The sequence below is a fragment of the Saccharopolyspora erythraea genome (assembly GCF_018141105.1).
In the GTDB taxonomy this organism is placed as follows: Bacteria; Actinomycetota; Actinomycetes; order Mycobacteriales; family Pseudonocardiaceae; genus Saccharopolyspora_D; species Saccharopolyspora_D erythraea_A.
Genome location: NZ_CP054839.1, coordinates 1,961,468 through 1,985,966, shown reverse-complemented (window position 1 = coordinate 1,985,966; position 24,499 = coordinate 1,961,468). Strand labels below are relative to the sequence as shown.

Annotated in this window: 26 protein-coding genes and 2 tRNA genes; 21 read left to right on the top strand and 7 right to left on the bottom strand. The window is 72.1% G+C overall.

From position 1 onward, the window contains the following. The first annotated feature begins 132 nt into the window (after positions 1-132). Positions 133-1,086, top strand: a complete 954-nt coding sequence (locus HUO13_RS09165; protein WP_211900991.1) for a sucrase ferredoxin — start codon at positions 133-135, stop codon at positions 1,084-1,086. Here HUO13_RS09165 and HUO13_RS09160 read toward each other — a convergent pair. After that, the gene (locus HUO13_RS09160; RefSeq protein ID WP_211900990.1) at positions 1,049-1,339 is read right to left on the bottom strand and encodes a hypothetical protein; all 291 of its coding nucleotides are present in this window, start codon (positions 1,337-1,339) and stop codon (positions 1,049-1,051) included. The two genes, HUO13_RS09165 and HUO13_RS09160, sit on opposite strands and share 38 nt — an antisense overlap. An 80-nt stretch (positions 1,340-1,419) precedes the next feature. Next, positions 1,420-1,493 (bottom strand) — tRNA-Pro (locus HUO13_RS09155). Positions 1,494-1,667: 174 nt separating this feature from the next. On the opposite strand from HUO13_RS09155, the gene HUO13_RS09150 reads away from it, so the two are divergent. From HUO13_RS09150 to HUO13_RS09130, 5 genes are all read left to right on the top strand, one after another. Further along, positions 1,668-1,738, top strand: a tRNA-Gly gene (locus HUO13_RS09150). A gap of 439 nt (positions 1,739-2,177) precedes the next feature. After that, the gene (locus HUO13_RS09145) at positions 2,178-3,623 is read left to right on the top strand and encodes an MDR family MFS transporter (RefSeq protein WP_211900989.1); all 1,446 of its coding nucleotides are present in this window, start codon (positions 2,178-2,180) and stop codon (positions 3,621-3,623) included. 54 nt (positions 3,624-3,677) lie between these two features. Further along, positions 3,678-4,301: a 2'-5' RNA ligase family protein gene (locus tag HUO13_RS09140; protein ID WP_211900988.1), complete on the top strand. Its 624-nt coding sequence runs from the start codon at positions 3,678-3,680 to the stop codon at positions 4,299-4,301. A gap of 59 nt (positions 4,302-4,360) precedes the next feature. After that, the gene (locus HUO13_RS09135) at positions 4,361-5,569 is read left to right on the top strand and encodes a GNAT family N-acetyltransferase (RefSeq protein ID WP_211900987.1); all 1,209 of its coding nucleotides are present in this window, start codon (positions 4,361-4,363) and stop codon (positions 5,567-5,569) included. 63 nt (positions 5,570-5,632) lie between these two features. Next, positions 5,633-6,361 (top strand): hypothetical protein, encoded by a 729-nt coding sequence (locus HUO13_RS09130; protein WP_211900986.1) that lies wholly within the window; start codon positions 5,633-5,635, stop codon positions 6,359-6,361. 106 nt (positions 6,362-6,467) lie between these two features. Here the strand turns inward: HUO13_RS09130 and HUO13_RS09125 are convergent, their stop codons facing one another. From HUO13_RS09125 to HUO13_RS09115, 3 genes are read right to left on the bottom strand one after another with little or no spacing between them, the layout of a single operon-like run. Next, on the bottom strand, positions 6,468-7,277 hold the full coding sequence (locus HUO13_RS09125) for an Fpg/Nei family DNA glycosylase (protein WP_211900985.1): 810 nt from the start codon (positions 7,275-7,277) through the stop codon (positions 6,468-6,470). 2 nt (positions 7,278-7,279) lie between these two features. Beyond that, the gene (locus HUO13_RS09120) at positions 7,280-7,621 is read right to left on the bottom strand and encodes a hypothetical protein (protein WP_211900984.1); all 342 of its coding nucleotides are present in this window, start codon (positions 7,619-7,621) and stop codon (positions 7,280-7,282) included. Between the two features lie 2 nt (positions 7,622-7,623). Then, the gene (locus HUO13_RS09115; protein WP_211900983.1) at positions 7,624-8,094 is read right to left on the bottom strand and encodes a ribose-5-phosphate isomerase; all 471 of its coding nucleotides are present in this window, start codon (positions 8,092-8,094) and stop codon (positions 7,624-7,626) included. A 58-nt stretch (positions 8,095-8,152) separates the two neighbouring features. On the opposite strand from HUO13_RS09115, the gene HUO13_RS09110 reads away from it, so the two are divergent. The 8 genes from HUO13_RS09110 to HUO13_RS09075 all read left to right on the top strand — a co-directional run bounded on the left by HUO13_RS09110 (position 8,153) and on the right by HUO13_RS09075 (position 17,043). Next, entirely contained in the window at positions 8,153-8,842 is a 690-nt protein-coding gene (locus tag HUO13_RS09110) for a 2-phosphosulfolactate phosphatase (protein WP_211900982.1), read from the top strand. Next, positions 8,839-9,630, top strand: coding sequence for an MBL fold metallo-hydrolase (locus HUO13_RS09105; protein WP_211900981.1), 792 nt, complete (start codon positions 8,839-8,841; stop codon positions 9,628-9,630). The genes HUO13_RS09110 and HUO13_RS09105 overlap by 4 nt, the downstream gene beginning before the upstream one ends. Before the next feature lie 235 nt (positions 9,631-9,865). Then, a complete protein-coding gene (locus HUO13_RS09100; protein WP_211900980.1) occupies positions 9,866-10,459 on the top strand; it encodes a YbaB/EbfC family nucleoid-associated protein in 594 nt (197 codons plus the stop codon). Beyond that, a complete protein-coding gene (locus HUO13_RS09095) occupies positions 10,456-10,773 on the top strand; it encodes a WXG100 family type VII secretion target (RefSeq protein ID WP_249124560.1) in 318 nt (105 codons plus the stop codon). Before HUO13_RS09100 ends, HUO13_RS09095 begins: the two co-directional genes overlap by 4 nt. A gap of 22 nt (positions 10,774-10,795) precedes the next feature. Next, a complete protein-coding gene (infB, locus tag HUO13_RS38325) occupies positions 10,796-14,980 on the top strand; it encodes a translation initiation factor IF-2 (RefSeq protein ID WP_432757828.1) in 4,185 nt (1,394 codons plus the stop codon). A 68-nt stretch (positions 14,981-15,048) separates the two neighbouring features. Beyond that, on the top strand, positions 15,049-15,345 hold the full coding sequence (locus tag HUO13_RS09085) for a DUF503 domain-containing protein (RefSeq protein ID WP_211900979.1): 297 nt from the start codon (positions 15,049-15,051) through the stop codon (positions 15,343-15,345). A 48-nt stretch (positions 15,346-15,393) separates the two neighbouring features. Then, positions 15,394-15,894, top strand: coding sequence for a 30S ribosome-binding factor RbfA (gene rbfA, locus HUO13_RS09080; RefSeq protein WP_211900978.1), 501 nt, complete (start codon positions 15,394-15,396; stop codon positions 15,892-15,894). 126 nt (positions 15,895-16,020) lie between these two features. Then, on the top strand, positions 16,021-17,043 hold the full coding sequence (locus tag HUO13_RS09075) for a DHH family phosphoesterase (protein ID WP_211900977.1): 1,023 nt from the start codon (positions 16,021-16,023) through the stop codon (positions 17,041-17,043). 180 nt (positions 17,044-17,223) lie between these two features. On the opposite strand, the gene HUO13_RS09070 is transcribed toward HUO13_RS09075, so the two are convergent. Then, positions 17,224-17,751 (bottom strand): CGNR zinc finger domain-containing protein, encoded by a 528-nt coding sequence (locus HUO13_RS09070; protein ID WP_211900976.1) that lies wholly within the window; start codon positions 17,749-17,751, stop codon positions 17,224-17,226. 77 nt (positions 17,752-17,828) lie between these two features. On the opposite strand from HUO13_RS09070, the gene HUO13_RS09065 reads away from it, so the two are divergent. Next, positions 17,829-19,154 carry an MATE family efflux transporter gene (locus HUO13_RS09065; protein WP_211900975.1) on the top strand — a complete coding sequence of 442 codons (1,326 nt, stop codon included), beginning with the start codon at positions 17,829-17,831 and terminating at the stop codon, positions 19,152-19,154. Positions 19,155-19,190: 36 nt separating this feature from the next. Here the strand turns inward: HUO13_RS09065 and def are convergent, their stop codons facing one another. Next, on the bottom strand, positions 19,191-19,691 hold the full coding sequence (gene def, locus HUO13_RS09060; RefSeq protein ID WP_211900974.1) for a peptide deformylase: 501 nt from the start codon (positions 19,689-19,691) through the stop codon (positions 19,191-19,193). A 96-nt stretch (positions 19,692-19,787) separates the two neighbouring features. Between def and truB the strand changes: the two genes are divergently transcribed. From truB to rpsO, 6 genes are all read left to right on the top strand, one after another. Next, positions 19,788-20,696 carry a tRNA pseudouridine(55) synthase TruB gene (gene truB, locus HUO13_RS09055; RefSeq protein ID WP_211900973.1) on the top strand — a complete coding sequence of 303 codons (909 nt, stop codon included), beginning with the start codon at positions 19,788-19,790 and terminating at the stop codon, positions 20,694-20,696. A 137-nt stretch (positions 20,697-20,833) separates the two neighbouring features. Further along, on the top strand, positions 20,834-21,448 hold the full coding sequence (locus HUO13_RS09050) for a DUF4232 domain-containing protein (RefSeq protein WP_211900972.1): 615 nt from the start codon (positions 20,834-20,836) through the stop codon (positions 21,446-21,448). Between the two features lie 80 nt (positions 21,449-21,528). Continuing rightward, positions 21,529-22,509 (top strand): bifunctional riboflavin kinase/FAD synthetase, encoded by a 981-nt coding sequence (locus tag HUO13_RS09045; protein ID WP_211900971.1) that lies wholly within the window; start codon positions 21,529-21,531, stop codon positions 22,507-22,509. 173 nt (positions 22,510-22,682) lie between these two features. Next, positions 22,683-23,168, top strand: a complete 486-nt coding sequence (locus HUO13_RS09040) for a helix-turn-helix domain-containing protein (RefSeq protein ID WP_211900970.1) — start codon at positions 22,683-22,685, stop codon at positions 23,166-23,168. 140 nt (positions 23,169-23,308) lie between these two features. Next, on the top strand, positions 23,309-23,890 hold the full coding sequence (locus tag HUO13_RS09035) for a 2'-5' RNA ligase family protein (protein WP_211900969.1): 582 nt from the start codon (positions 23,309-23,311) through the stop codon (positions 23,888-23,890). Positions 23,891-24,085: 195 nt separating this feature from the next. Beyond that, positions 24,086-24,355, top strand: a complete 270-nt coding sequence (rpsO, locus tag HUO13_RS09030; RefSeq protein WP_211900968.1) for a 30S ribosomal protein S15 — start codon at positions 24,086-24,088, stop codon at positions 24,353-24,355. Positions 24,356-24,499 lie beyond the last annotated feature (144 nt).

Genomic DNA, 24,499 nt, shown 5'->3' with positions numbered 1-24,499 from the left:
CATCCGTCGACGCCGGGCTGACCTCCGAGTCTATTGCTTGCAGCTCGGGTACCCGGTTCGGGGTTGCTTACCACCTCTGCCGGGCGACGGTGCCACCCGTCGGGCGACCTCGCGGCGTGCTTCAGTGGAGGCGTGCCAGACACTCCAGCCGGCGACGCGAGCTGCGCCACCCTGTCCGAATCGCTCAACGAGCCGCTGCCCGGCACGGCCGCCGTGGCGGGTAGCTGGTTGTGCCTGGAACAGCGCGGCCCGTGGGGACACAACGCCCTGCTGCAGAGCCACCTGGACCCGGCCGTCGGGCGGGCGCTGGACGCCGCCGCGGGCCCGGCCGAAGTGCGGGTGCAGCTCATCCGCCGCCCCGGCAGGCACGCCGACGAGCCGCCGGGCGGACCGCGTCGCGCCTACCTCGCCCACACCAGCCCGACGGGGTCCTGGCTGCGGGCAGCCGACCTGGCCGACCCGGCCGAACTGCTCGACCTGGACTTCGCGGCGATCGCGGCGGGCCGCCACGACGGCTGGGGACGCGAGGTCGCCGAGCCGCTGCTGCTGGTCTGCACAAACGGCCGCCGCGACCGCTGCTGCGCGGTACTCGGGCGCGAGCTCGTCGCCGGCCTGCGGGGCCGCCACGACGACGCCGTCTGGGAGACCACCCACACCGGCGGCCACCGGTTCGCCCCCGCGGCGGTCCTGCTGCCCAGCGGCTACACCTACGGCAGGCTCGGCCCGCACGAAGCCGACGCCGCGCTCGCGGCCGCCGCCTCGGGCAAGGTCGCGCTGGAGCGCTGCCGGGGCCGGTCCACGTGGACCAGGGCCGGCCAGGTCGCCGAGCTCGCGGTCCGCGACCACATCGGCGAGCACCTGATCGACGCGCTGCGGGTGGAGCCCGCCGGCGGGGACCAGGTGCGCGTCACGCACCAGGATGGCCGGATGTGGACTGTCACCGTCCACGAGCGCGAACTCGATCCGCCGCGACCGAACAGCTGCGGCAAGGCCGCCGTGCGCCCCACCACGCTGGCGGCGGTGGAGATCAGCGACGCACCGGCCGGCGTCAGTGACTCACCAGCGCCGGACCGGCGGCCGAACTGAGCTCGGTCGGGGTCACGGCCGTGATGATCCCCTCGGTGGGCGGCGTGATCGCCGGGGACGGCCCCTGCACCAGCACCGAAACCCCCACCAGGACCACCGCCACGGCACCCAGCACAGCGCACACCACCACGGCGGGGAGGTGAACACGCATCGGAACCCGAATGGCATCGCGCACGCCAACGGAATCGGAACTTTCGCCCCGGCCGTTACCGGCCGTCGCGAAGATCGCGACTCGCATCACGATCAGTGACAACCGGACAGGGGGCCGATTCACGGCGAAGAAGACAACGGGCGACGGGTTCGCGCCGAACGCGAACGACCGTCGCCCGATCGTCGGGGTGGCGGGATTTGAACCCACGGCCCCTCGCACCCAAAGCGAGTGCGCTACCAAGCTGCGCCACACCCCGTCTGAACAGCAACGCCACCAGGTCACCCCGGTGCGTTGCGAGCAGCCTATCGCGACCCGCTAAGCTGGGGCACGCAAGGTCGCGGGAAAGCGACCGGTTACGATGGCGACCGGTCGGCATCCTCCGACGGAGGACCCGTCCAGGCTCCGGCAGAACGGGCCACCAACAGAACACGCGGGCGTAGCTCAATGGTAGAGCCCCAGTCTTCCAAACTGGCTACGCGGGTTCGATTCCCGTCGCCCGCTCCGAGACGGGGGACCCGTGTCCGCGGAATGCGCGGACCGGGTCTCTTCGCATTTCACCGGGGGGTCGAACCCCCCGGGACCCCCCACGGTGCGGTGGCAGCTTTCGGGTGCTTCTGGCCTTCTGAGCGTTCCCGGCCTGGTTTTGGACCAGCCCTCCGCTCGGTTCACCCTCGCCTCTCACCACTACTTCACTTCACGCTCACTGCGGGCTTGCGTCTTCTTGGGGTGGAGGGGAACCGATCAGGCGGTGTGGAATTCGTCTGGGGCTGGTTCGCATCCGCACTGCGGGCGGAATGCGCCCCTGCCGTGATCTGCGGTTGTTGCGGATTTTCGTCCTAATAGGACCTTTTCGTCCCTGGTGGAAATGACGTTGTCGGTGTCGGGGGGATGGCGCATGCTGGCTGCGGTTCGGTCACCGAGAAGGCAGGGGGAACCGCCGGTGTTCCGGCTCGAGTACAAGTGGCTGGTCGGCATCACGTTCGTGCTCGGCCTCGTGATGCAGATCCTCGACATCACCATCCTCAACGTCGCGCTGGCGACGCTGGGACGGGAGTTCGAGGTGGACGCCAGCACCCTGCAGTGGGTGCTCACCGGCTACATGCTCAGCCTGGCGGTCTTCATCCCCTCCTCCGGCTGGATCGCCGACCGGTTCGGCAGCAAGCGGACCTTCCTGCTCGCCGTGGTCATCTTCACCACCGCCTCCGTCCTGTGCGGCTTCGCCGGGAGCATCTGGATGCTGATCGCCTCCCGCGTCCTGCAGGGCGTCGGCGGCGGGATGCTGGTGCCGGTCGGCCAGGCGATGCTCTTCCGCGCATTCCCCGCCCACGAGCGGGCGAAGGCATCCGCGGTGCTGGCGATCCCGATCACCGTCGCCCCGGCGCTGGGACCGATGCTCGGCGGTGCGCTGGTCGAGTACGCGAGCTGGCGCTGGATCTTCTTCATCAACCTCCCGGTCGGGGCCCTGACCCTGGTGTTCACCGTGCTCTTCCTCGAGGAGGAGCGCCGCGGCAGGCCCGGGCGGTTCGACCTTCCCGGGTTCGTGCTGGCCGGGGCCGGGCTGGCCACGCTGCTCTACGGGCTCGACCAGGGCGCCCAGGCCGGGTGGTCGGTGCCGACGGTGTGGGGCAGCCTGCTCGCCGCGGTCCTGCTGCTGGCGGGGCTGACGTGGCGGGAGCTCAGCGTCGGCGAGCCGATGCTCGACCTTCGGCTGCTGCGCAACCGCCTGTTCGGCACCGGAAACGCGCTCCTGCTGTGCCAGGTCGCCTCGCTGTTCGGCGTCCTGTTCCTGCTGCCGCTCTACCTGCAGGACGTGCTGCACGTCTCGCCCTTCACCGCCGGGCTCGTGCTGATGCCGCAGGCGGTGGCGATGCTGCTGGCCACCCAGGTCGTCAGCCGCCTGTACGGCCGGATCGGGCCGAGGCGGCTGCTGCTGGCCGGCTTCTGCCTGGAGATCCCCGTCTACCTGTGCCTGCAACTGCTCGGCACCGGCACTCCGCTGGTGGCCGTGGTGGTGCTGCTGGCACTGCTGGGCATCTCCGTCGGCATCCTGATGACCCCGATACAGACGGCCGCGTTCGCGCAGGTCTCGGTGGCCGAGATGGGCCACGCCAGCTCGATGTACAACGTCAGCAGGCAGGTCGCGACGGCGCTGGGGACCGCGGTCTTCGCCACGACACTGGTCGTGCTCACCGACGCGGGTGGCGACGGAGCCCCGGCGCACGCCCAGATGGCGGGATTCCACGGGGCTTTCCTGGTGGCGGTGGTGTTCGGACTGCTGGCGCTGGCGCTGAGCACCCGCGTGCGAGACTCGGACGCGGCGGCCAGCCTCGATCCGTCCCACCCGGAAGCCGCGCGAGCGGCGAGCCGAACGGGTGAGGTGAGATAGGTCAAGGCCGCCCCACGACCGCATGCCCCGGTGCATATTTGGGGAGTGACCGAAATGCCGCATGCCGACCAGGTCCGCAGCCACGCCCGGTGGCGCCCAGGCTGGAGCTCGGGCCGCACCAGCTACGCGTGGCTGCTCGGCCTGGCCGACCAGCCGGGACTCCGCAGGCTGGTCAACGAGTACCAGTACGCGCTGCGCGACCTGCCCGGCTTCGACCTCGTCCCGCTGGAGTGGATGCACATCCTGGTCCAGGAGGCCGGTTTCACCGACGAGGTCGGCGACGCCGACGTGGACCGGATGGTGACCGCCGTCGGCGACCGCCTGGCCGGCAGCTCGCCGCTCACCCTGGCCTTCCACCACGCCGTGGTGCTGCCCGAGTCGCTCGCGCTTCCCGCCGAACCGCAGTCGAGCCTGCACGAGCTGCGCGCGGACGTGCGCGCGGCGCTGGCCGACGTGCTCGGCGAAGCAGCCGTGCCCACCGAGCCCGAGGACACCGACCGCCACGTCAGCCTCGCGCATTCCACCACCGAGGGGCCCGCGATCTTCGCGGTCGCCACGCTCGGCGCGACCGCCGTGGAACCCACCACGGCCAAGGTCGGCTCGCTCTCGCTGGTGAGGCTCTCCCGCGACCACTCGAACTCCGAGTGGGAGGTCATCACCGACGTGTCGTTCGGCTGAACGGCCAAAGGAGGCGAAAAGCGGTCGCGGCCGCGCGGACATCCCGGTAGGAACCGGGCATGACCGATCTCACCGCGCGCACGCTCCAGGACAGCGAACTCGACGACTACTTCGACGTATTCCGGGCGGCGTTCCTGCTCGACGACGAGCTGCGGCACTTCCGCAACGTGCTCGACGCGGGCCGCTCGCACGGTGTCTTCGACGGCGACGAGCTGATCGGTGTGGCGAGCCGGCTGGCGCCGCGGCTCGCGCTGCCCGGCGGGACGAGCTCGCCGCTGGCCGCGGTCACCGCGGTCGGGGTGAGGCCCGGGCACCGCAGGCGCGGTGTGCTCACCAGGCTGATGCGCGCGCAGCTGCACTCGCTGCACGAGGACGGCGGCGCACCGGTCGCCGCGCTGTACGCGTCGGAAGGCGGCATCTACGGGCGCTTCGGTTATGCGGTCGGCACCTACGAGACCAAGCTGTCGGTCCCCGGCAGGACCCCGTTCAAGTCCACTGTGGACATCGATCCGCGGCCGGTGCGCGAGCTGGGCCGGGAGGCCGCGCTGGAGTTCGTCCACCGCTTCTACCCGACGGTCGAGCGCGACCACGCGGGCCGGCTCTCGCGGGACGACACCGCCTGGGAGGTCCGCGTCGCCGCCGACCGCCCCGGCGACGCCGGCGAGGGCAAGCCCCGGTTCGCCGTGCACCCCGACGGTTACGTGATCTACCGGCCGGAGAAGGGCTGGACCGACCGGGGCCCGGACTTCAAGCTCCACGTGCAGGAGCTGGTCGCCGCCACGCCCCGGGCCTACGCCGCGCTGTGGCGATACCTGCTCGACGTCGACTTCGCCGGTGAGGTCCGGTGGGACAAGGCCGCCATCGACGAACCCGTGGTGCACCTGCTGGCCAACCCGCGCACCGCGGGCCGCCGGGTGGTCGACGGGCTGTGGCTGCGCCTGGTCGACCTCGACCGCGCGCTGCGGGCACGCACGTACTCCGCTCCGCTGGACACCGTCCTGGAGGTCACCGACGCGTTCTGCCCCTGGAACGCCGGGCGCTGGCGGCTGCGCGTCGACGACGACGGCAACGCCGAGGTCTCGCGCACCGAGGACGCCGCGGCGCTCGATGTGGACATCACCGACCTGGCGTCGGTCTACCTCGGTGGCAACACCTTCGCCGGGCTCGCGCGCGGAGGCCGCCTCGGCGACGCGGACCCGGACGCGCTGCGCCGCGCCTCCCGCGCGTTCGCCACCGACGTCGCCCCGCACTGCCAGGAAGGTTTCTGACCCCGCGTGGCGTCCCGGCGGGTACCGTCGGTGTCATCCGGCTCGACATGAGCGGAGGCAGGCGTGGACACCGCAATCGTTCTCATCCTGATCGGCATCGTGGTCATCGTCGCCGCCGTCTGGTGGTCCCGGCAGCGCGCCGCGGCCCGGAGGCAGGCCGAGCTCGACGACGCGCGGGCCGAGGCCCGCCGCTGGCTGGAGCGGCTGAGCGGGCAGGTGGTCAACCTGGTCGGCACCAACGAGGCCGCGAAGCAGGCGCTGGCCGATGCTTCCGAGCGGCACAACGCCGCGGGGTCGCAGATGGAACAGGCGGCCTCGACGACCCAGTGCAAGCTGGTGACCGAGACCGCGCTCGAGGGGCTCTACTACGTACGCGCGGCGCGGACCGCGATGGACATGGACCCGGGGCCGGAGCTGCCCGACCTGTCCGGTCAACGCGGCGCGGGCCGGGTCACCGAGTTCCGCGAGGTCGAAGTCGACGGTCGGCAGCAGGTGGCGTCGCCGGAGCCGACCGACCGCACCCCGCACTACTACCCGGGCGGCACGGTGGCGGGGCGCCCGGTGCCGGAAGGCTGGTACAGCGAGCCGTGGTGGAAGCCCGCGATGCTCGCGGGCACCTGGAGCCTCGGATCGTTCGTGCTGATGAGCGCCATGTTCACCGGTATGGCCGGGGTGCCGGCCGCCGCCTACGCCGAGAGCCCTCCGGACGTCGGTGCCGACGGGGCGGCCGACGGAGGCGCCTTCGACGGCGGTGGCTTCGACATGGGTGGGTTCGACATGGGCGGCTTCTAGGACGTGTTTCGGAGGTGGCTTGCCTGGTTGGGCGCTTCGCGAAACCTCAGCCGCCTTCTCGCTCCGGGATCTCCGACTGACGACGTATGTCCGGATGTGCCTGGTGTCAGGGCGCCTGGCAGGACGGGCACCAGTAGAGCTTGCGCCCGGTCAGGTCGGCGGTGGCCACCTCCGTGCCGCACACCAGGCAGGGTTGCGCGGCCCGCCGGTAGACGTAGACCTCGCCGCCGTGCCGGTCCTGCCGCGGCGCACGGCCGGTGGCTTCCGGCTCGTGCTCGGGTCGCACGGTGTCGATGCGCCCCGCGCGCACCCCGGCGGCCATCAGCTCGACCAGGTCGCTCCAGACCAGGTCCCACCGCTCGCGGCCGAGGTCCCGCCCGGGTGTGTACGGCGGGATGCCGTGCCGGAACAGCACCTCCGCGCGGTAGACGTTGCCCGCGCCGGCCAGCACCTTCTGGTCGAGCAGCAGCGCAGCGATGCTGGTACGGGAGCGGGAGATCCGCTGCCACGCGCGGTCCGGGTCGGCGTCGGTGCGCAGCGGGTCCGGGCCGAGCCGGTCGCGCAGCGCCGCCACCTCCGCGTCGGTGAGCAGTTCGCACGCGGTCGGGCCGCGCAGGTCGGTGCCGTGGGTGTCGCCGACGATCCGCATCCGGACCTGGCCCCGCGGCTCCTCCATCGGCAGCTCGGACTCGGTGAACGTGCCGTAGAGCCCGAGGTGGACGTGCACGACCCGGTCCGGGCCGTAGAAGTGGAACAGGTGCTTGCCGTGGGCTTCGGCCCGCCGCAGGACCGAACCGTCCAGCAGGGCCGCGCTCGCGGCGAACCTGCCCTGCGGGCTGCCGACCCGCACGGCCGCGCCGCCGTAGCGCTTCTGGTGCAGTTGTGCCAGGCGGTGCAGGGTGTGGCCTTCGGGCACCGCTACACCAGTACCCACAGCACGATGGACTCGACCAGGTAGGCCAGCAGCAACCACAGGCACACCCGCAGCCCGCGCAGCACACCCACGCGCGGCGGGGCCTCGCGGTGCCGCACCGCGATCACCACGGACACCACCACCGAGACCAGCACTGCCACAACCGCCCCGGTGATCAGCCACACGCCCACGCCCAGCGCGCAATCGGGCTCCGGGCACGTCGACCCGGGACCGCCGATGAGCCACGGCTGCAGGGCGCTCTGGCCGAACAGCAGCAGGAGCGTGCCGACCACCGTGCCGCCGACCCCCGCGAGGACGGTCAGCGGCGCGGTGGCCTGCCTCGCCATGGTCAGTTGCCCGGCAGAGCCGGCGGCTCGCCGGTCCGCTCGTAGTCGGTGAGCAGGTCGATGCGGCGCTGGTGCCTGCCGCCCTCGAACTCGGTGCCGACGAACGCCTCGACGATCGCCTGCACCTCCTCGACGGTGTGCATCCGCGCACCGATGCCGGCCAGCAGCGCGTTGTTGTGCTGACGGGCCAGCTTGGCGGTGTCGACGTTCCAGGTCAGCGCGGCGCGGGCGCCGGGCACCTTGTTCGCCGCGATCTGCTCGCCGTTGCCGGAGCCACCGAGGACCAGCCCGAGGCTGCCCTCGTCGGCCACCACCCGGCGGGCGGTCTCGATGCAGAACGGCGGGTAGTCGTCCTGGGCGTCGTATTCCGCCGGGCCGACGTCGGTCACCTCGTGACCCTGCTCGGTCAGCCACTTGACGAGATGGTTCTTGAGTTCGAATCCTGCGTGATCGGAGCCTAGGTAGACGCGCACATCGGCAGTCTGCCAAACGCCGGACACCCCAGCTCCACCCTGGTTAGGATTGGGGCCCATGTCTGGGGCTGAGGTGCGGTTGGCGTGGGGCAGCGACGGCGTGCGAGCGCTCGCTCCCGGTTGTTCTGCTCTGATCGTCGTCGACGTGCTGTCGTTCAGCACCGCGGTCGACGTCGCCACCAGCACGGGCGCCCGCGTGCTGCCCCTGCGCTGGCACGACGAGCGCGCGGGGATCGCCGCGGGCCAGGCCGGGGCGGTCCTGGCCAGGCCGCGCAGCGACACCGAGTGGTCTCTGAGCCCCTCCTCCCTGCTCACGCTCACCCCCGAGGTGCTGCTCGCGCTCCCCTCCCCCAACGGCGCGACCCTGTGCGCGGAGGCCGCCGAGTTCGGGGTGAACGTCTTCGCGGGCTGCCTGCGCAACGCGATGGCGGTCGCCGCGGCGGCCGGCAGGCTCGGCGGGCCGATCGGCGTCGTCGCCGCCGGAGAAGGTCACCGCCCGGCCGTGGAGGACGCCATCGGCGCCGGTGCGATCATCGCCGCGCTGTCCGGTCCGCGCTCCGCGGAGGCCGAGTTCGTCGCCGCCGGCTACCAGGCGGTGTCGCAGCGCATCAAGGCGTTGCTGGCCGAGTGCGTCTCCGGCCGCGAGCTGCGCGACGGGGGCTTCGCCCACGACGTCGCCCTCGCCGCCGAGGTCGACACGAGCATGACCGCTCCCGTGCTGCGGGGCGGCCGTTTCGAGGCGTCTTGACCCGCTGGCGGGAGGTCGGCGACGGCGTGCTCGTGCGCCGGTACGCCGAGCTGGACCTGACCGTCGGCCTGGTCGTCGGCTCGGAGCGGGCACTGGTCGTCGACACCCGCGGCGACCACCGGCAGGGCGCAGAGCTGGCCGAAGCGGTCCGGCAGGTGACGTCGCTGCCGTTGCAGATCGTGCTCACCCACGCCCATTTCGACCACTGCTTCGGCACCGGGGCGTTCCTGCCCGCACCGGTGTGGGCGCACGAGCGGTGCGCCCGGCACCTGGACCGGACCGGTGAGTCGCAGCGCGCGGAATGGGGCGCGCACTACCGCGAGCAGGACCGTGAGGACGTCGCCTGCGCGTTGGCGGAGACGACGATCGTCGGGCCGGGCCACCTGGTCGCCGACTCCGCGGAGATCGACCTGGGTGGCCGCACCGCCCACCTGCTGCACCTCGGCCCCGGCCACACCGACCATGACCTGGTGATCGCCGCCGGGGACGTCGTCTTCGCCGGTGACCTGGTCGAACACGGCGCTCCGCCCGACTTCGGCGACGCCCTCCCGCGGCACTGGCCGTCCACTCTGGACGCACTGCTGGCGCTCGCACCGACGACGGTGGTCCCGGGCCACGGCGATCCGGTCGACCCGGGCTTCGTGCGGCGGCAGCGAACCGAGATCGCCGAGGTGGCCCGGCTCTGCCGCGAGGTACGCGAGGGCATGGTCGGCGAGCAGGAAGCCGTCGCCCGGTCCCCTTATCCGCCCGCGACCACACTCAGTGCATTGGCACGCGTTGTTCCGTAATCGCTGAACCGAATTCCCGGCCGACATTGCGCCATTCAGCTCAATGAACAGGGCTGTTCGGAGTCTTTGTGCACCCTAGGGGCACCAGCGCGGAACCGGAACCGTCATTCTCAGAGGACGCGACGAATTCCATTGTCGGACGGCATGTCCGGAGGGTATCCGGAATATCACCGAATGCTGTTTCGACGGCGGTGTCGCGTGCACGTGGACCGAGCGGAGAAGTGGGGTGCAGGCAGTGTCCGCACGCGATGGGTCGGATCCGGCCGCCAGGCAGCAGGACCTGGAGAACCGCAACGCCGCGCTGCGCGGGCAGATCGACAGCATGCTGTCGGATCTGCGCCGCCGCACCGCCGAGATCCAGCAGAAACAGGCCGAGGCCGCGGCCCGGACCCACGAGATCAGCTCCGAGGACGGGATGGTCACCGCGACCGTCGACGCCTCCGGCACGCTGCAGAAGCTGGAGCTGTCGCCGAAGGCGTTCGAGCGCAGTACCCCCGACCGGTTGGCCCGGACCATCACGAGCCTGATCCGGGAAGCCACCGGCACGGCGCAGCAGGCGCTGCACTCGGAGTTCGCGGGCCTGGCCGAGACGCCCGACCTGCCCAGCATCGTCGACGGCGCCCCGATGCTGCAGGACTTCTTCAACGGCAGCCCGCTGTTCACCCCTCCCGACCCGCAGGCCGAACGCGAGGAGCGCGCCGCCGCCGGGTCGTCGTCGCAGGCCGCGCCTTCGCGTCCCGCGAGCCCGCCGCAGGTCCGCACCGCGCCCGAAGACGACTACGACGATGACTTCGACTCGTTCATGGACGACAGGAGGCGTCGCTGGTGAGCAAGCCAATGCGCATGCAGCCGGAGGAGATCCGCTCCGGAGGCACCAAGATCGGCCACTCCGGTGAGGACTGCGAGAAGGTCCACCAGACGCTCAAGAGCGGGCTCGACGCCGAAGGCCAGTGCTGGGGCAACGACGAGGCAGGCCAGGAGTTCGCCAAGTCCTACGTCCAGGCGTCCAAGGACGTCGAGGAAGGCATCAAGAAGATCGCCAAGGCGCTCGGTGACATCAAGACGAACCTGCACCAGACAGCAGACGACACCGAAGCGCGCGATGCGAAGTCCGCGGAGGACCTCGCCAACGTCCCGAAGTAACGGCTGGGGGAGCTGAAGACCCGTGTCGATCGAAATGCCGGACGAGGTCAAGTGGCTGTTCCCGATCGTGGTCGGACAGTCCTGGCCCGAGGGTGACGAGGACGCGCTGCGCCGTCTCGCCGACGCGTGGCGCGCCGCGGGCCAGGGCCTGGACGGGGTCACCTCCGCGGGCAACAACGGCGCCCAGCAGGTCAAGAGCGCCATGGAGGGCAAGACCGCCGACGCCTTCGAGAAGATGTGGAAGGACATCGGCGAAGGCGGCGAGGCCGCCCTGCCCAAGCTGAAGGAAGCGTGCGACAAGCTCGCCGAGAGCTGCGACAGCAGCGCGCTCGAGGTCGAGCACACCAAGCTGACGATCATCGCCTCGCTGATCGCGCTGGCGATCCAGATCGCGGCCATGGTGGCCGCGGCCTTCGGCACCTTCGGCGCTTCCACGGCCGGCATCCCGATCGCGCAGGGCATCACCCGCGCAGCGGTGTGGCAGATCTTCAAGCAGCTCGTCATGAGCATCGCCAAGAACGTCGCGATCGAGGTCGCCACCTCGATGGCGATCGAGACGGCGGTGCAGGGCATCCAGATCGCCTCCGGCGAGCGCAAGGGCTTCGACGGCGGCAAGTTCAAGGACGCGGCGATCAGCGGCGCCATCGGCGGTGTGGTCGGCGGCGCCTTCGAGGGCGTCGGCAAGGTCGCGGGCCGCATGGGCAGCGAAGCGGTCGGCGACGCCGCGGGCGGCGCGGCAGGCAACGCCGGCTCGGCGGCCGGCCGGGCCGCCGGCGACGCGGCGGGTGACGCCGCGGGCGACGCCGCGGCCGCGGCGAGCGAGAGCGTCGCCAAGAACATCGGCAAGGAAGCCCTGAAGGAGGGCGCCACCGGCGCCGCCGAAGGCGCCGTGGGCAGCGTCGCCGAGCAGCTCATCACCGAGGGCAAGGTCGACTGGGGCGAGGTCGGCACCGGCGCCATGTCCGGTGGCGCCACCGGTGCAGGCATGGGCGGCATCGGCGCGGGCGCCGGTCACATCGCCGACAACATCCGCACCCCCGACGTCGACACCGGCGGAGCCGGTGGGTCGGGGTCGGGGTCCGGTGACGGCGGGTCGGGGTCTGGCGACGGTGGGTCGGGCTCTGGCGAGTCGGGCTCCGGCTCGGGCGACGGTGGTTCGGGTTCGGGTTCGGGTTCGGGTTCGGGTTCGGGTTCTGGCTCGGGCTCGGGCTCGGGCTCGGGTGACGGCGGGTCCGGTGGCGGCTCCGACTCCGGCTCGGGTGGCTCTGGTTCCGGCTCTGGTTCAGGCTCTGGTTCAGGCTCTGGTTCCGGCTCGGGCGACGGTGGTTCCGGTGGGTCCGACTCCGGCTCCGGTAGCTCTGGTTCGGGCTCGGGCGGCGCCTCCGCCTCGGCGTCCGACAGCGGATCCGGCTCCGGCGGCGGCGACTCCAGATCTTCCGGTTCCCCCGACTCGTCCTCCAGTTCCTCCGATTCCTCCTCTTCCAGCTCCGGTGGCGGCACCCCGTCCAGCGGTGGCGGCTCGCCTTCCAGCGACGGCGGTTCTTCTTCCAGCAGTGGCGGGACCGGACCGTCCACAATGTCCGCAGGCGGCGACTCAAGTGGCGCTGCCGACAGCTCGCCCGGCGGTTCGTCCGGCGGTTCTCCCGGCGGTGGCAGTCATTCGACTTCCGACTCCGGTTCCTCGGGTGGTGGTTCTTCCAGCCACAGCACCGATTCCGGGGGCCGCGCCTCGGGCGGCGACTCGACGCCGACTTCTTCAGGCGGTGACTCCACCCCGTCGTCTTCGGGCGGCGGCGCCTCGCATGCGACGCCGGGCGGTGGCGACGGCGGTCCCAGCCCGCGCAGCGACAGCGGCGGAGGTAACTACTCCACAAGCGACAGCGGCACTTCCGGTGGCGGTTCCGGCGGGAGTTCGCCCAACGGTTCCGGCGCCTCTGGCGGTTCGGATTCGCCGAGCCCCTCCTCGTCCGGTGGCTCCTCCGGTGGCGCAGGAGCCGGTGCGGGCTCACCGGATTCGTCCGGTGGCGGCTCCGGTGGTTCCCACGGCGGTGGCGGTGCCGGTGGCGGCGCGTCCCACGGCGGTGGCGGTGCCGGCGGCGGCGCGTCCCACGGCGGTGGCGGCGTCGGTGGCGGCGCCTCGCATGGCGGCGGTGGCGGCGGCTTCCGCGGTGGCGGCGGCCCCGGTGCCGGTGCCGGTGCTGGTACCGGTGCTCCCGCGGGCGGCGGCGGTTTCCGCGGTCGTCCCGGCGGCGGTGGCCGTCCGGGTGGTCCCGGTGGCCGCGGTGGCGCGGCCGGTGCCTTCGGCCGCCCGGGTGGTCCGGCGCGTCGTGGCCGCAAGTCCAAGCGGCAGAAGCGCCAGGAGTACATGGACAACATGCAGGCGCCGTCGGTCGGCGGCGTCCGGCTGCCGCGCGGCAACGGCGAGACGGTTCGCCTGCGCCGCGGCGCCTCGCTGACCGACTTCGCCGAGAAGATCAACGCCAACCCGGCCTCGCTGGTGCAGGCGATGTTCCACCTCGGCGAGATGGTCACCGCGACCCAGTCCGTCTCCGACGAGATCCTCGAGCTGCTCGGCGGCGAGATGAACTACAAGGTCGAGATGGTCAGCCCGGAGGACGAGGACCGGGAGCTGCTGGAGTCGTTCGACATCAGCTTCGGCGACCCGGGTTCCTCCGACGAGCAGCTCAGCGCCCGGCCGCCGGTGGTGACCGTCATGGGTCACGTCGACCACGGCAAGACGCGACTGCTGGACACCGTCCGCAAGGCCAACGTCCAGGCGGGCGAGGCCGGCGGCATCACCCAGCACATCGGTGCCTACCAGGTCATGACCGAGCTGGAGGGCAACGAGCGGCCGATCACCTTCATCGACACCCCTGGTCACGAGGCGTTCACCGCCATGCGTGCCCGCGGTGCGAAGTCGACCGACATCGCGGTGCTGGTCGTGGCCGCCGACGACGGCGTCATGCCGCAGACGGTGGAGGCGCTCAACCACGCCCAGGCCGCCGGGGTGCCGATCGTGGTCGCGGTCAACAAGATCGACGTCGAGGGCGCGAACCCGGCCAAGGTCCGCCAGCAGCTGACCGAGTACAACCTGGTCGCCGAGGAGTACGGCGGCGAGACGATGTTCGTCGACATCTCGGCGCGGCAGGGCACCAACATCGAGTCCCTGCTCGAGGCGATCCTGCTGACCGCGGACGCCACGCTGGACCTGCGGGCCAACCCGAAGATGGAGGCCCAGGGCGTCGCGATCGAGGCGCACCTCGACCGCGGCCGCGGTCCGGTGGCGACCGTGCTCGTGCAGCGCGGCACGCTGCGGGTCGGCGACTCGGTGGTCGCGGGCAACGCCTTCGGGCGCGTCCGCCGGATGATCAACGAGCACGACGAGGACGTCACCGAGGCGCTGCCGTCCCGTCCGGTCCAGGTCATCGGCTTCACGTCGGTGCCGGGTGCCGGTGACACCTTCCTGGTGGTCGACGAGGACCGGGTCGCCCGGCAGATCGCCGACCGGCGGGGTGCCCGCATCCGCGAGGCCCAGAACGCGGCCAAGCGCAAGCGGGTCAGCCTCGAGGACCTGGACAAGGTGCTCAAGGAGACCAACCAGCTCAACCTGATCATCAAGGGTGACAACTCGGGTACCGTCGAGGCGCTCGAGGAGTCCCTGACCAAGATCGAGGTCGGTGAAGAGGTCGAGCTGCGGGTCATCCACCGCGGCGTCGGCGGCATCAACGAGAGCGACATCAACCTCGCGACCGCCGAGAACACCATCGTCCTGGGCTTCAACGTCCGGGCCGAGGGCAAGGCGGCCGAGGTGGCCAACCGCGAGGGCGTGGAGATCCGGTACTACTCGGTCATCTACCGCGCGATCGAGGACATCGAGCAGGCCCTCAAGGGCATGCTCAAGCCCGAGTACGAGGAGGTCGAGCTCGGCCGGGCGGAGGTCCGCGAGGTCTTCAAGTCCTCCAAGGTCGGCACCATCGCGGGTTGCATGGTCACCGACGGCATCATGCGGCGCAACGCCAAGGCGCGTCTGCTGCGGGACAACGTCGTGATCTCGGAGAACCTCACGGTCACGTCCCTGAAGCGGTTCAAGGACGACGCGACCGAGGTCCGCGACGGTTTCGAGTGCGGTCTGACCCTGTCGTACAGCGACATCAAGGTCGACGACATCATCGAGACCTACGAGATGCGCGAAAAGCCCCGCGCCTGAGTGGGAGTCCCGGGGACCGCTGAGGCGGTCCCCGGGACCACTCGATCCCCACAGCGAGGAAAACGCCCATGTACGTCGCTGTCCTGGAGCTGGACGTGTTGCTCGGTGACGTCCGCTCCCTGAAGCAGAAGCGCTCCGTCGTGCGGCCCGTCGTGGCCGAGCTGCGACGCCGCTTCGAGGTCGCGGTCGCCGAGGCGGGCGACCAGAACCTGCACCGCCGGGCTCTCATCGGGGTGGCCACGGTGTCCAGCGATGCCGCGCACGCGCGCGAGGTGCTGGACGCCTGCGAGCGCACGGTCGCCGGGCGCCCCGAGCTCGAGCTCCTCTCGGCCCGCCACCGCCTGGTCGGGCCGCAGGACGACTGACCCGGAGCTTCTTCCCCCGAGGCTTCGATTCCCCGAAGGAGGTGCGCCGTGGCCGACACGGCACGCGCCCGCAGACTCGCCAAACGCATCGCCCAGATCGTGGCATCGGGGCTGGAGTACGAGGTCAAGGACCCGAGACTGGCGATGGTGACGATCACCGACGCACGGGTGACCCCGGACCTGCGGGACGCCACTGTCTACTACACCGTGTTCGGCGACGACGCCGACCACGCCTCGACGGCCGCCGCGCTGGCCAGCGCCACCGGTGTGCTGCGGTCGAGGGTCGGGCAGCAGACCGGGGTGCGCTTCACCCCGACCCTGACCTTCGTCGCCGACACCGTGCCCGACGACGCTCGGCGCCTGGACGAGCTGCTGGCGCAGGCCCGCGAGGCCGACGCCGAGGTCGCGCGGCTGGCCTCGACGGCCGAGCACGCCGGCGACGCCGACCCGTACCGCGCCGACACCGAAGATGACGACGACGACACCGACGGTGCCGACGATGAGGCCCGAAGCGACGCCGACGTGCGGCGTGGGCCACAGAGTGGTTGAGTCCGGACGCGGCATCGGGTGCGTTGTGTCGCGACGTCCCCGAACGGGCGTCGCGGCCATCCGCGTGCGGCGGGCGCGCGGCGCCCGCACGAGCCGGGCCTGCGCGCCCGGCATGGAGGTGAACCGGTGAGCGGCCACAGCTCTACCGCGCCGAGCGAGAGCGCGTCGGCGGTGTCCGACGCCGCCAGACTGCTGTCCGAGGCGACGGACGTGACGCTGTTCGCCCACGTCAACCCGGACGCCGACGCGCTGGGCAGCGCGCTCGCGCTGGGCCGGGCGCTGCGGCGGCGAGGCGCCTCGGTGCGGGTGTCGTTCGGCTGGCCGGGCGAGCCGCCCGTGTCGCTGCGCAGCCTCGACGCCGACGGGCTCGTGGTTCCCGCCGCGGAGGTGCCGGAGGCGCCGCCGACGCTGGTCGTGTGCGACACCGGCAGCCTGCAGCGGCTCGGACCGCTGGCGGACCGGGTGGGCGCGACCATCGCCGCGGGTGGTGACGTGCTGGTGATCGACCACCACGTGGCCAACACCCGCTTCGGCACCCGGCACCTGATCGACGAGCGGGCCGAGGCGACGGTGCTGATCGTGCTGCGGCTGCTCGACGAGATGGGTGTGGAGCTCGACCTGCCTACCGCGCGCTGCCTGTACGCCGGTCTGGTTACCGACACCCGTTCGTTCCGGCACGCCAGCGCCGCGACGCACCGCATGGCGGCCCGGTTGCTGGAGGCCGGGGTCGACCCGGAGGCCACCACCCGGCCGCTGCTCGACACCCACCCGTTCCGCTGGATGGGCATGCTCGCCGCAGTGCTCGGCGCGGCCCAGCTGGAGCCGTCGGCCGCTCGCGGGCTCGGTCTGGTGCACACCACGGTGCGGCTGGCGGACTCCGACGGGCTGGGCAGCGAGGAGATCGACAGCGTCATCGACGTCATTCGGACCACCAGCGAGGCCGAGGTCGCCGCCGTGCTGAAGGAGACCGCGCAGGGGCGCTGGTCGGTGTCGTTGCGGGCGGACAGCAAGGTCGACGTCGGCAGGGCGGCCACGGCGTGCGGGGGCGGCGGTCACCGCCTGGCCTCCGGCTTCACCGCCGACGGTGAGGCGGGCGATGTGCTGGACGCCTTGCGCAAGGCCCTCGACGAGGCCCCGCTGCTCGGCTGACGGGTGTCCGTGAGCCTCCTGGTCGACGTGCGCGGCGATGCTGCCCGCCCGGCCCGTGAGTCCTTTGACGTATGTCCCGACGCGGCGTCGAAGCTGTCCTCGCGAGAAGACGGCTGAGAACCCGCGGGTGGCTCAGCTGAGTCCCACGCCGCAAGCGGCTCCGCCGCTTGCGAAACAGAACTAGGTGCGCTGGCGGGCGCGGAAGGCTGCGACGTGGACGCGGTTGGCGCAGCGCGCAGAGCAGAAGCGCTTGGCCTGGTTGGTCGAGGTGTCGAGGAAGTACGTGCCGCAGCCGGACGCTCCGCAGCGGCCCCAGCGCCGGGTGCCGTGGTCGACGACGCCCTGGGCGAGCCCCCACGCCGCCGCCGCGGCGACCTCGGTCGCCGGGGGCGCGTCGGGCCCCGCCACGTGCACGTGCCAGTTGGGCACGTCACGCTCACCGCCGTGACCGGACAGCCGCGGCCGGGGCGGATGGGCTTCGAGCAGCCGGTTGGTCTCGGCGAGCACCGCGTCGGGGTCGCCTGCGACCATCGCGTCCAGCGCGCGGCGGATCCCGGCGGCGACCTCGCGCAGCACGTCCAGGTCGTGCTCGTGCAGGCGGTTGGCCCACCACGGCTCGTCGTGCAGGGCTGCCCGCAGGTGCTCGAGGCTGGAGAGATCGGCGTTGGCGAGCCGGAGCGCGATGGCGGTGTAATCAGCGTTGTCCACAAGCGCTCCTTACCGGTACCCTGCACGTGGATCGTGTCAGGGGCGAAACAGCCAATCGCAGCTTACAGGGAGACAGCGTGTCCGATCGCGGGGAACGGGTGCCGTTGCGGCGCCTGCTGGCACTCGCCGTCCCAGCGCTCGGCGTGCTGGCCGCCGAGCCGCTGTACGTGCTGGTCGACACGGCGGTGATCGGCCACCTCGGTGCCGTCCCGCTGGCCGGGCTGGCGCTCGGCGGCACGCTGTTCACGCTGGTGTCCAGCCAGCTGACCTTCCTCTCCTACGGCACAACCGCGCGCACCGCGCGCCTGCACGGCGCGGGCCGCAGGCAGGACGCCGTCGCCGAGGGTGTGCAGGCGACCTGGCTGGCCGTGGGCATCGGCGTGGTGCTCCTGCTGCTCGCGCAGCTCCTGGCGGTGCCCATCGCGGAGCTGCTGGCCGGGCCGGGAGAGATCGCCGACGCCGCCGCGCGGTGGCTGCGCATCGCGTTGCTGGGCGCCCCGATGGTGCTGATCACCATGGCGGGCAACGGCTGGATGCGCGGTGTGCAGGACACCGCGCGACCGCTGCGGATCGTGCTGCTCGGCAACGGGATCTCCGCCGTGCTGTGCCCGGTGCTGGTGTACCCGCTGGGGTGGGGGCTGGAAGGCTCGGCCGTCGCGAACCTGGTGGGCCAGAGCGTCGCCGCCGCGCTGTTCGTGCGCGCCCTGGTGGCCGAGCGGGTGGAGCTGCGCCCGCACCTGCCCACGATGCGCGCCCAGCTCGGCATGGGCCGCGACCTCGTGCTGCGCACCGCCGCCTTCCAGGCTTGCTTCCTGTCGGCGACCTCGGTCGCGGCGCGGACCGGTGCCGAGACCGCCGCCGCCCACCAGGTGGTGTGGCAGCTGTGGATGTTCCTGTCGCTGGTGCTGGACTCGCTGGCGATCGCGGCGCAGTCGCTGGTCGGGGCCGCCCTCGGGGCGGGTTCGGAGGCCAGGGCCAAGGGCATCGCCAGGCAGGTGAGCTGGTACGGCCTGGGCTTCGGCGTGTTGCTCGGCGTGGTGTTCGCCGCCCTGTCCGGGGTGCTGCCCGCGCTGTTCACCAGCGACGCGGCGGTGCTGGCGACGGTCGGGCACGCGTGGTGGTTCTTCGTCGCGTTGCAGCCGGTCGCGGGTGTGGTCTTCGCGCTGGACGGCGTGTTCCTCGGGGCCGGCGACGCCGCGTACCTGCGGACAGCGACGATGCTCAGTGCCGCCGTCGGGTACCTGCCGATGATCTGGCTGGCGCTGGCGTTCGGCTGGGGCCTGGCAGGCATCTGGACCGGGCTGAGCCTGTTCATGCTGCTGCGGCTGGTGACGCTGCTGCTGCGGGCCCGTTCCGGCCGGTGGGCGGTCACCGGGACCGCGCCGGTCGGTGCCGCGGCGTAGCACGCCGCGACCGCGTCGACGGCCCGGGCGCGACGCTCAGCGCTGCCAGAACCAGTCGGTCTCTCGGATCCGGCGCAGCGCCTCGCGCCGCCGGTCCGGGTCGAGCCGCTGGACGTAGATCATCCCGTCGAGGTGGTCGGTCTCGTGCTGCAGGCAGCGCGCCATCAGGCCGCTGCCGGAGACCCTGACCGGCTCGTTGTCGGCGTCGACCCCGCGGACCACGGCGTGCTGGGCGCGGGGAGTGTCGAACCACAGCTCCGGAACGGACAGGCAGCCCTCGGGACCCTCCTGCTGCTCCTCCGAGAGCTCCACGATCTCCGGGTTGAGCACGTAGCCGATCTCGCCGTCGACGTTGTAGCTGAACGCGCGGATGCCCACGCCGATCTGCGGCGCGGCCAGCCCGGCGTGGCCGGGCGCGTCGACGGTGTCGAGCAGGTCGGCGACGACCGAGCGCAGCCGGTCGTCGAACACCGTGACCGGCTCGGCGGGCGTGCGCAGCACCGGGTCGCCGAACCGCCGGATTTCCCGGAACGCCACCGCGCCACCTCCCGCGCCACCTGCCGTCGAACCGGCGTTCACTTTATCGGCGGCCGGATGCGTGGCGCGGTGACGGGTCGGGGATGATGGGCGGCCGTGTCTGAGCGTTCCCGTCGGAATCGTCCGCCCGTCCCGCCCGGCCTGCTCGTGGTCGACAAGCCCGCCGGGATGACCTCCCACGACGTCGTCGCCCGCGTGCGGCGGATCATGGGCACCCGCAAGGTCGGCCACGCCGGGACGCTGGACCCGATGGCGACCGGGGTGCTCGTGCTGGGGCTGGAACGCGCGACGAAGCTGCTCGGCCACCTGGCCATGGACACCAAGGCGTACCTGGCCACCATCCACCTCGGTGCGGCCACCACCACCGACGACGCCGAGGGCGAGGTGCTGTCGGAGACCGACGCCTCCGAGGTCGACGAGGACGCGGTCCGCGCCGGTGTCGCGGAGCTGACCGGCGAGCTCCAGCAGGTCCCCAGCTCGGTCAGCGCGGTAAAGGTCAACGGCCGCCGCGCGTACGAGATCGCGCGGTCCGGCGAGCAGGTCGAGCTCGCCGCGCGCCCGGTCACCGTGTCGCGCTTCGACGTGCTCGCGCTGCGCCGCACCGAGGCGGCGACCGAGCTGGACGTGCTCGTCGAGTGCTCGTCGGGCACCTACGTCCGCGCGCTCGCGCGCGACCTGGGCGCGGACCTCGGCGTCGGCGGCCACCTCGCCGCGCTTCGGCGCACCAGGGTCGGCCCGTTCGGGCTGGCCACCGCGCGCACCCTCGACGTGCTGGAGGAGGAGCCGGGGCTGTCGATGGACCTGGACCGCGCGGTGGCGACCGCGTTCCGGCGGACCGATGTGGACACCGCCGCGGCGCGGGCGCTCGCGCACGGACAGGCGATCCCGGCGGCCGGGCTGGAGGGCACCTACGGCGTGTTCGGCCCGGACGGACAGGTGATCGCCCTGGTCCGCGACCAGGGGCCCAGGGCCAAACCGGTGCTGGTGCTCGCTCCGGCGGGCTGACCCCGCGGCCGTCCGCCCCCCGGCGCGCGCGTCCGACCCGCGACCGAACGGGTGTGACTGAGCTCACCCCGCTGGAACCCCTCCGTTCCCGGAACGTCACAAGATCAGTTCTGCAGCAGACGTTCGAGGAGTTCTTCATGCGCAAGCGGATCGTGGGCACGACTGTTGCGGTGGCGGCGGGCCTGGCGCTCAGCGGCTGCGCGGCGGGCGGTGCCGGGCTGAGCGCCCCGGTCGGTGGCGGCCAGGAGCAGCAGCCGGTCCAGAACCAGCAGGTCTCCGCGGAGTCGGCCGACTCGCAGGCCGGTGACGACTTACGTCCCTGCCTCGCCGGTGATTTGAAAGCCACCTTCAGCAGCCACGAGCAGCCGGGCGAGTTCGCCAGCTCCGGGAGCGTAGGCGTGACCAAGACCAGCGAGAACATGACCCCGTGCGTGTTGGACGGCCGCGCGGCCGTCGAGTTGATGCGCGGTTCGGAGGGTGGTGACCGGCTGCCGGTCAGCGTCGAGCAGGTCCCCGACGACGGGCACGGCGTGGTCCGGCCGATGGTGCTGGACGCGGTCGGCGACCTGGCCACCTTCCGCATGTCGTGGACCTCGACGCCCGGTTGCGACACGCCCGGTGCCGTGTCGGTGACGCCGCCGGCGGGTGGGGATGCCGTCGAGGTTCCGGTCAACCGCGGCGAGGACTCGAAGATGGACGTCTGCGATGGCGCGGTTCTCAGGGTCGTCCCCTTCGGCGACTACACGTCCTGAGACGCCGGGAGCGCCTTGCCGCCGGTACTCACCCGGTGGCATGGCAACCGACCGGAGTGGCGGCAGTAGGCTTGCGGGCCGTGCAGCGATGGCGCGGTTTGGAGCAGCTTCCCGGCGGCTGGGGTCGGTGCGTGGTCACCATCGGGGTCTTCGATGGGATACACCGCGGCCACCAGCAGCTCATCACCCACGCGGTCGAGCGCGCCCGCCGGCGCGGCCTGCCGTGCGTGCTGATGACCTTCGACCCGCATCCGGCCGAGGTCGTGCGACCGGGCAGCCACCCCGCGCAGCTCACCACCCTGCGCAGGCGCGCCGAGCTCGCCGAGCAGCTCGGGGTCGACGTCTTCTGCGTGCTGCCGTTCACCCAGGAGGTCTCCCGGGTCCCGGCCGACCAGTTCGTGCACGAGGTGCTCGTCGAGCGCCTGCACGCGGCGGTGGTCGTGGTGGGCGAGAACTTCCGCTTCGGGCACAAGGCGGCGGGCGACATCACCGCGCTGGAGCAGCTCGGCGAGCGGTTCGGCTTCGAGGTGGAGACCGACGCCCTGCTGACCGGCCCCGCCGAGCGCGACGGTGAGGACGCATCGGTGACCTTCTCCTCCACCTACATCCGCTCGTGCATCGACGCCGGGGACGTCGGCGCCGCCGCCTCCGCGCTCGGCAGGTACCACCGGCTGGAGGGCATCGTCGTGCGCGGCGCGGGACGTGGCGGCAAGGAGCTCGGCTTCCCCACGGCGAACCTGTCCACGCCCGCCTACGCCGCGATCCCCGCCGACGGCATCTACGCCTGCTGGTTCACCCACCGGCTTCGCGGCGCCGCCGAGCCGGGGCCTGCGCTGCCGGCGGCGGTGTCGGTGGGCAGCAACCCGACCTTCTCCGGCACCGAGCGCACCGTCGAGGCGTTCGTGCTCGACATCGACGCCGACTTCTACGGCGAGCAGGTCGACCTGGACTTCGTGCGGCGGTTGCGCGGCCAGGTGCGGTTCGACTCGGCGGAGGCGCTGATCGAGCAGATGCACCGCGACGTCGACGAGGTCCGCGAAATCCTGCGGGTGGATGCGTGACGGAGCCGGCCCGGGAGACCCGTTCGGAGCAGTCGCGGGAGCGAAACGGCGCGGCCGGACGCGAAGCGTTTTCCGATTGCTCCCCGCGGAGGGAGCGTGACCTGGCAGTATTCAGGCCTGTACCACGCCAGGCGTCGGGTGGCGTGATCAACGGTGGCACCGGGGGAGCGAAGGTGGAGGAACAGAAAAGCGTCCAGCGGAACCTGGCACTGCAGCGCCAGTGGTATGGCGAGCCATTGGGTGACCGGGTGCGCAGGCTGGTGGTCGCTTTCCGGATCTCCCAGGCCCAGCTCGCCGACGTGCTCGGCATCAGCGCTCCCATGCTCAGCCAGGTCATGAGCGGGCGGCGGGCCAAGATCGGCAACCCGCAGGTGCTGGCCCGGCTGGTCATGCTCGAACGCAAGGTGCTCATCCCCGGCGTGGCGGCGGGCGACTCGGAGGCGATGAAGCACGCGCTGGAGGACGTCCGCAACTCGCAGCCGTCGGTCGGCCGGGACAACCTGCCGGTCATGCAGGCCGTGGGCGAGGAGACGGCGTGGCCGGTGCTGCGCGAGGTAGCGCGCCCCAGTGAGCTGGAGGCCGCCGCGTCGATGATCGACGGCCACTACCCGGCCCTGGCCGGTCTGCTGCGCCGCGCGGCCAACGGCGACCTGACCTGACCAGGAGCGGGCCCGGCTCCCCGTCGCGGTTGCGGGGGTGGGCCAAGCGGCTGCGCCGCTGCGAGATCAAAGGCAGGCTGTCGGAAGCCTTTCCGCTCCGGCCGGGTGCCCGCGGGACAGACGGGTACTAGGGTCCGGCCATGCGCCTGTTCACCGCGCTGTGGCCGTCGGATGAGGCGGTCCGCCACCTCTCGGCGGCGCTGGACTCGCTGCCCGAGGACCGGCTGGCCGACGCCACCGACGGGCTCCGCAAGTTCCGGTTCATCCCCTCCGCGCGGTGGCACCTGACGCTGTGCTTCCACGGCGACGACGCCGATCCCGGCAGGCTCGGCGAGCGCCTGGAACGCAAGGTCGCCGCCGTGCGCGAGCGGCATCCCGCCCCGCCGCGCCTGCGGCTGGCCGCGGGCGGTTCCTTCCGCGGCGTGCTGTGGGTCGGCACCGAACCCGAAGACGCCTCGGACGCGGCCGCGATCCGGGCGCTGGTCCGCGCGGCCGGGGCCGATCCGCACGACTACCAGGGTCACCTGACGGTCGCCCGGTGGGCAGCCGGTCGCCCGCGGGGAGGCCGGTTGCGGGGTCTGCTCGACGACTACGCGGGGCCCTGGTGGGAGCTCGGCGAGGTGACCCTGGTCCGCAGTGACCAGGGCGAAGGCGGCCCGGTGTACACGCCGGTGCGCAGGGTGGCCCTGACGCGCCCCGACGCCGGGGCGACCGGGGAGTAACCCATCTGCCTGATATCGTGGACCGTGGCTCCGGCTGCAGTCCGTGGCGGCCGAGCCCGGCCCGGCGGTGCTTCCACCGCGTCGACCGCGTCCTCGCGGTTCGCTCGGAGGCGGTCCGGACCGATTCCCGGCGCGGCCCCAGGCGGGGCAGGCGCCGGTCGTTGTGACCACGGGACACAAAATGGGAGTCAACTCGTGGCTTTGTCCACTGCGGAGAAGAAGCAGACCCTGGCCGAGTACGGCCTGCACGACAGCGACACCGGCTCGGCCGAGGCGCAGGTGGCCCTGCTGACCAAGCGCATCATCGGTCTCACCGAGCACCTCAAGCAGCACAAGCACGACCACCACTCGCGTCGTGGCCTGCTGCTGATGGTCGGCCGCCGTCGCCGGCTGCTGAACTACCTGACGAAGGTGGACATCGAGCGCTACCGTTCGCTGATCCAGCGACTCGGTCTGCGTCGTTGACGGACGCCGAGGGGAGTGGCCGGTCGGCCACTCCCCTCGGTGCATGAAGAGGGGGCGGCGCCGCCGCCCGCAGAACTGCAGAGAGCTCACGGTGACAGCGGGCAAGCGTCCGCCGGTCTTCGGTAGTGGCTCCCGGGCGGACCT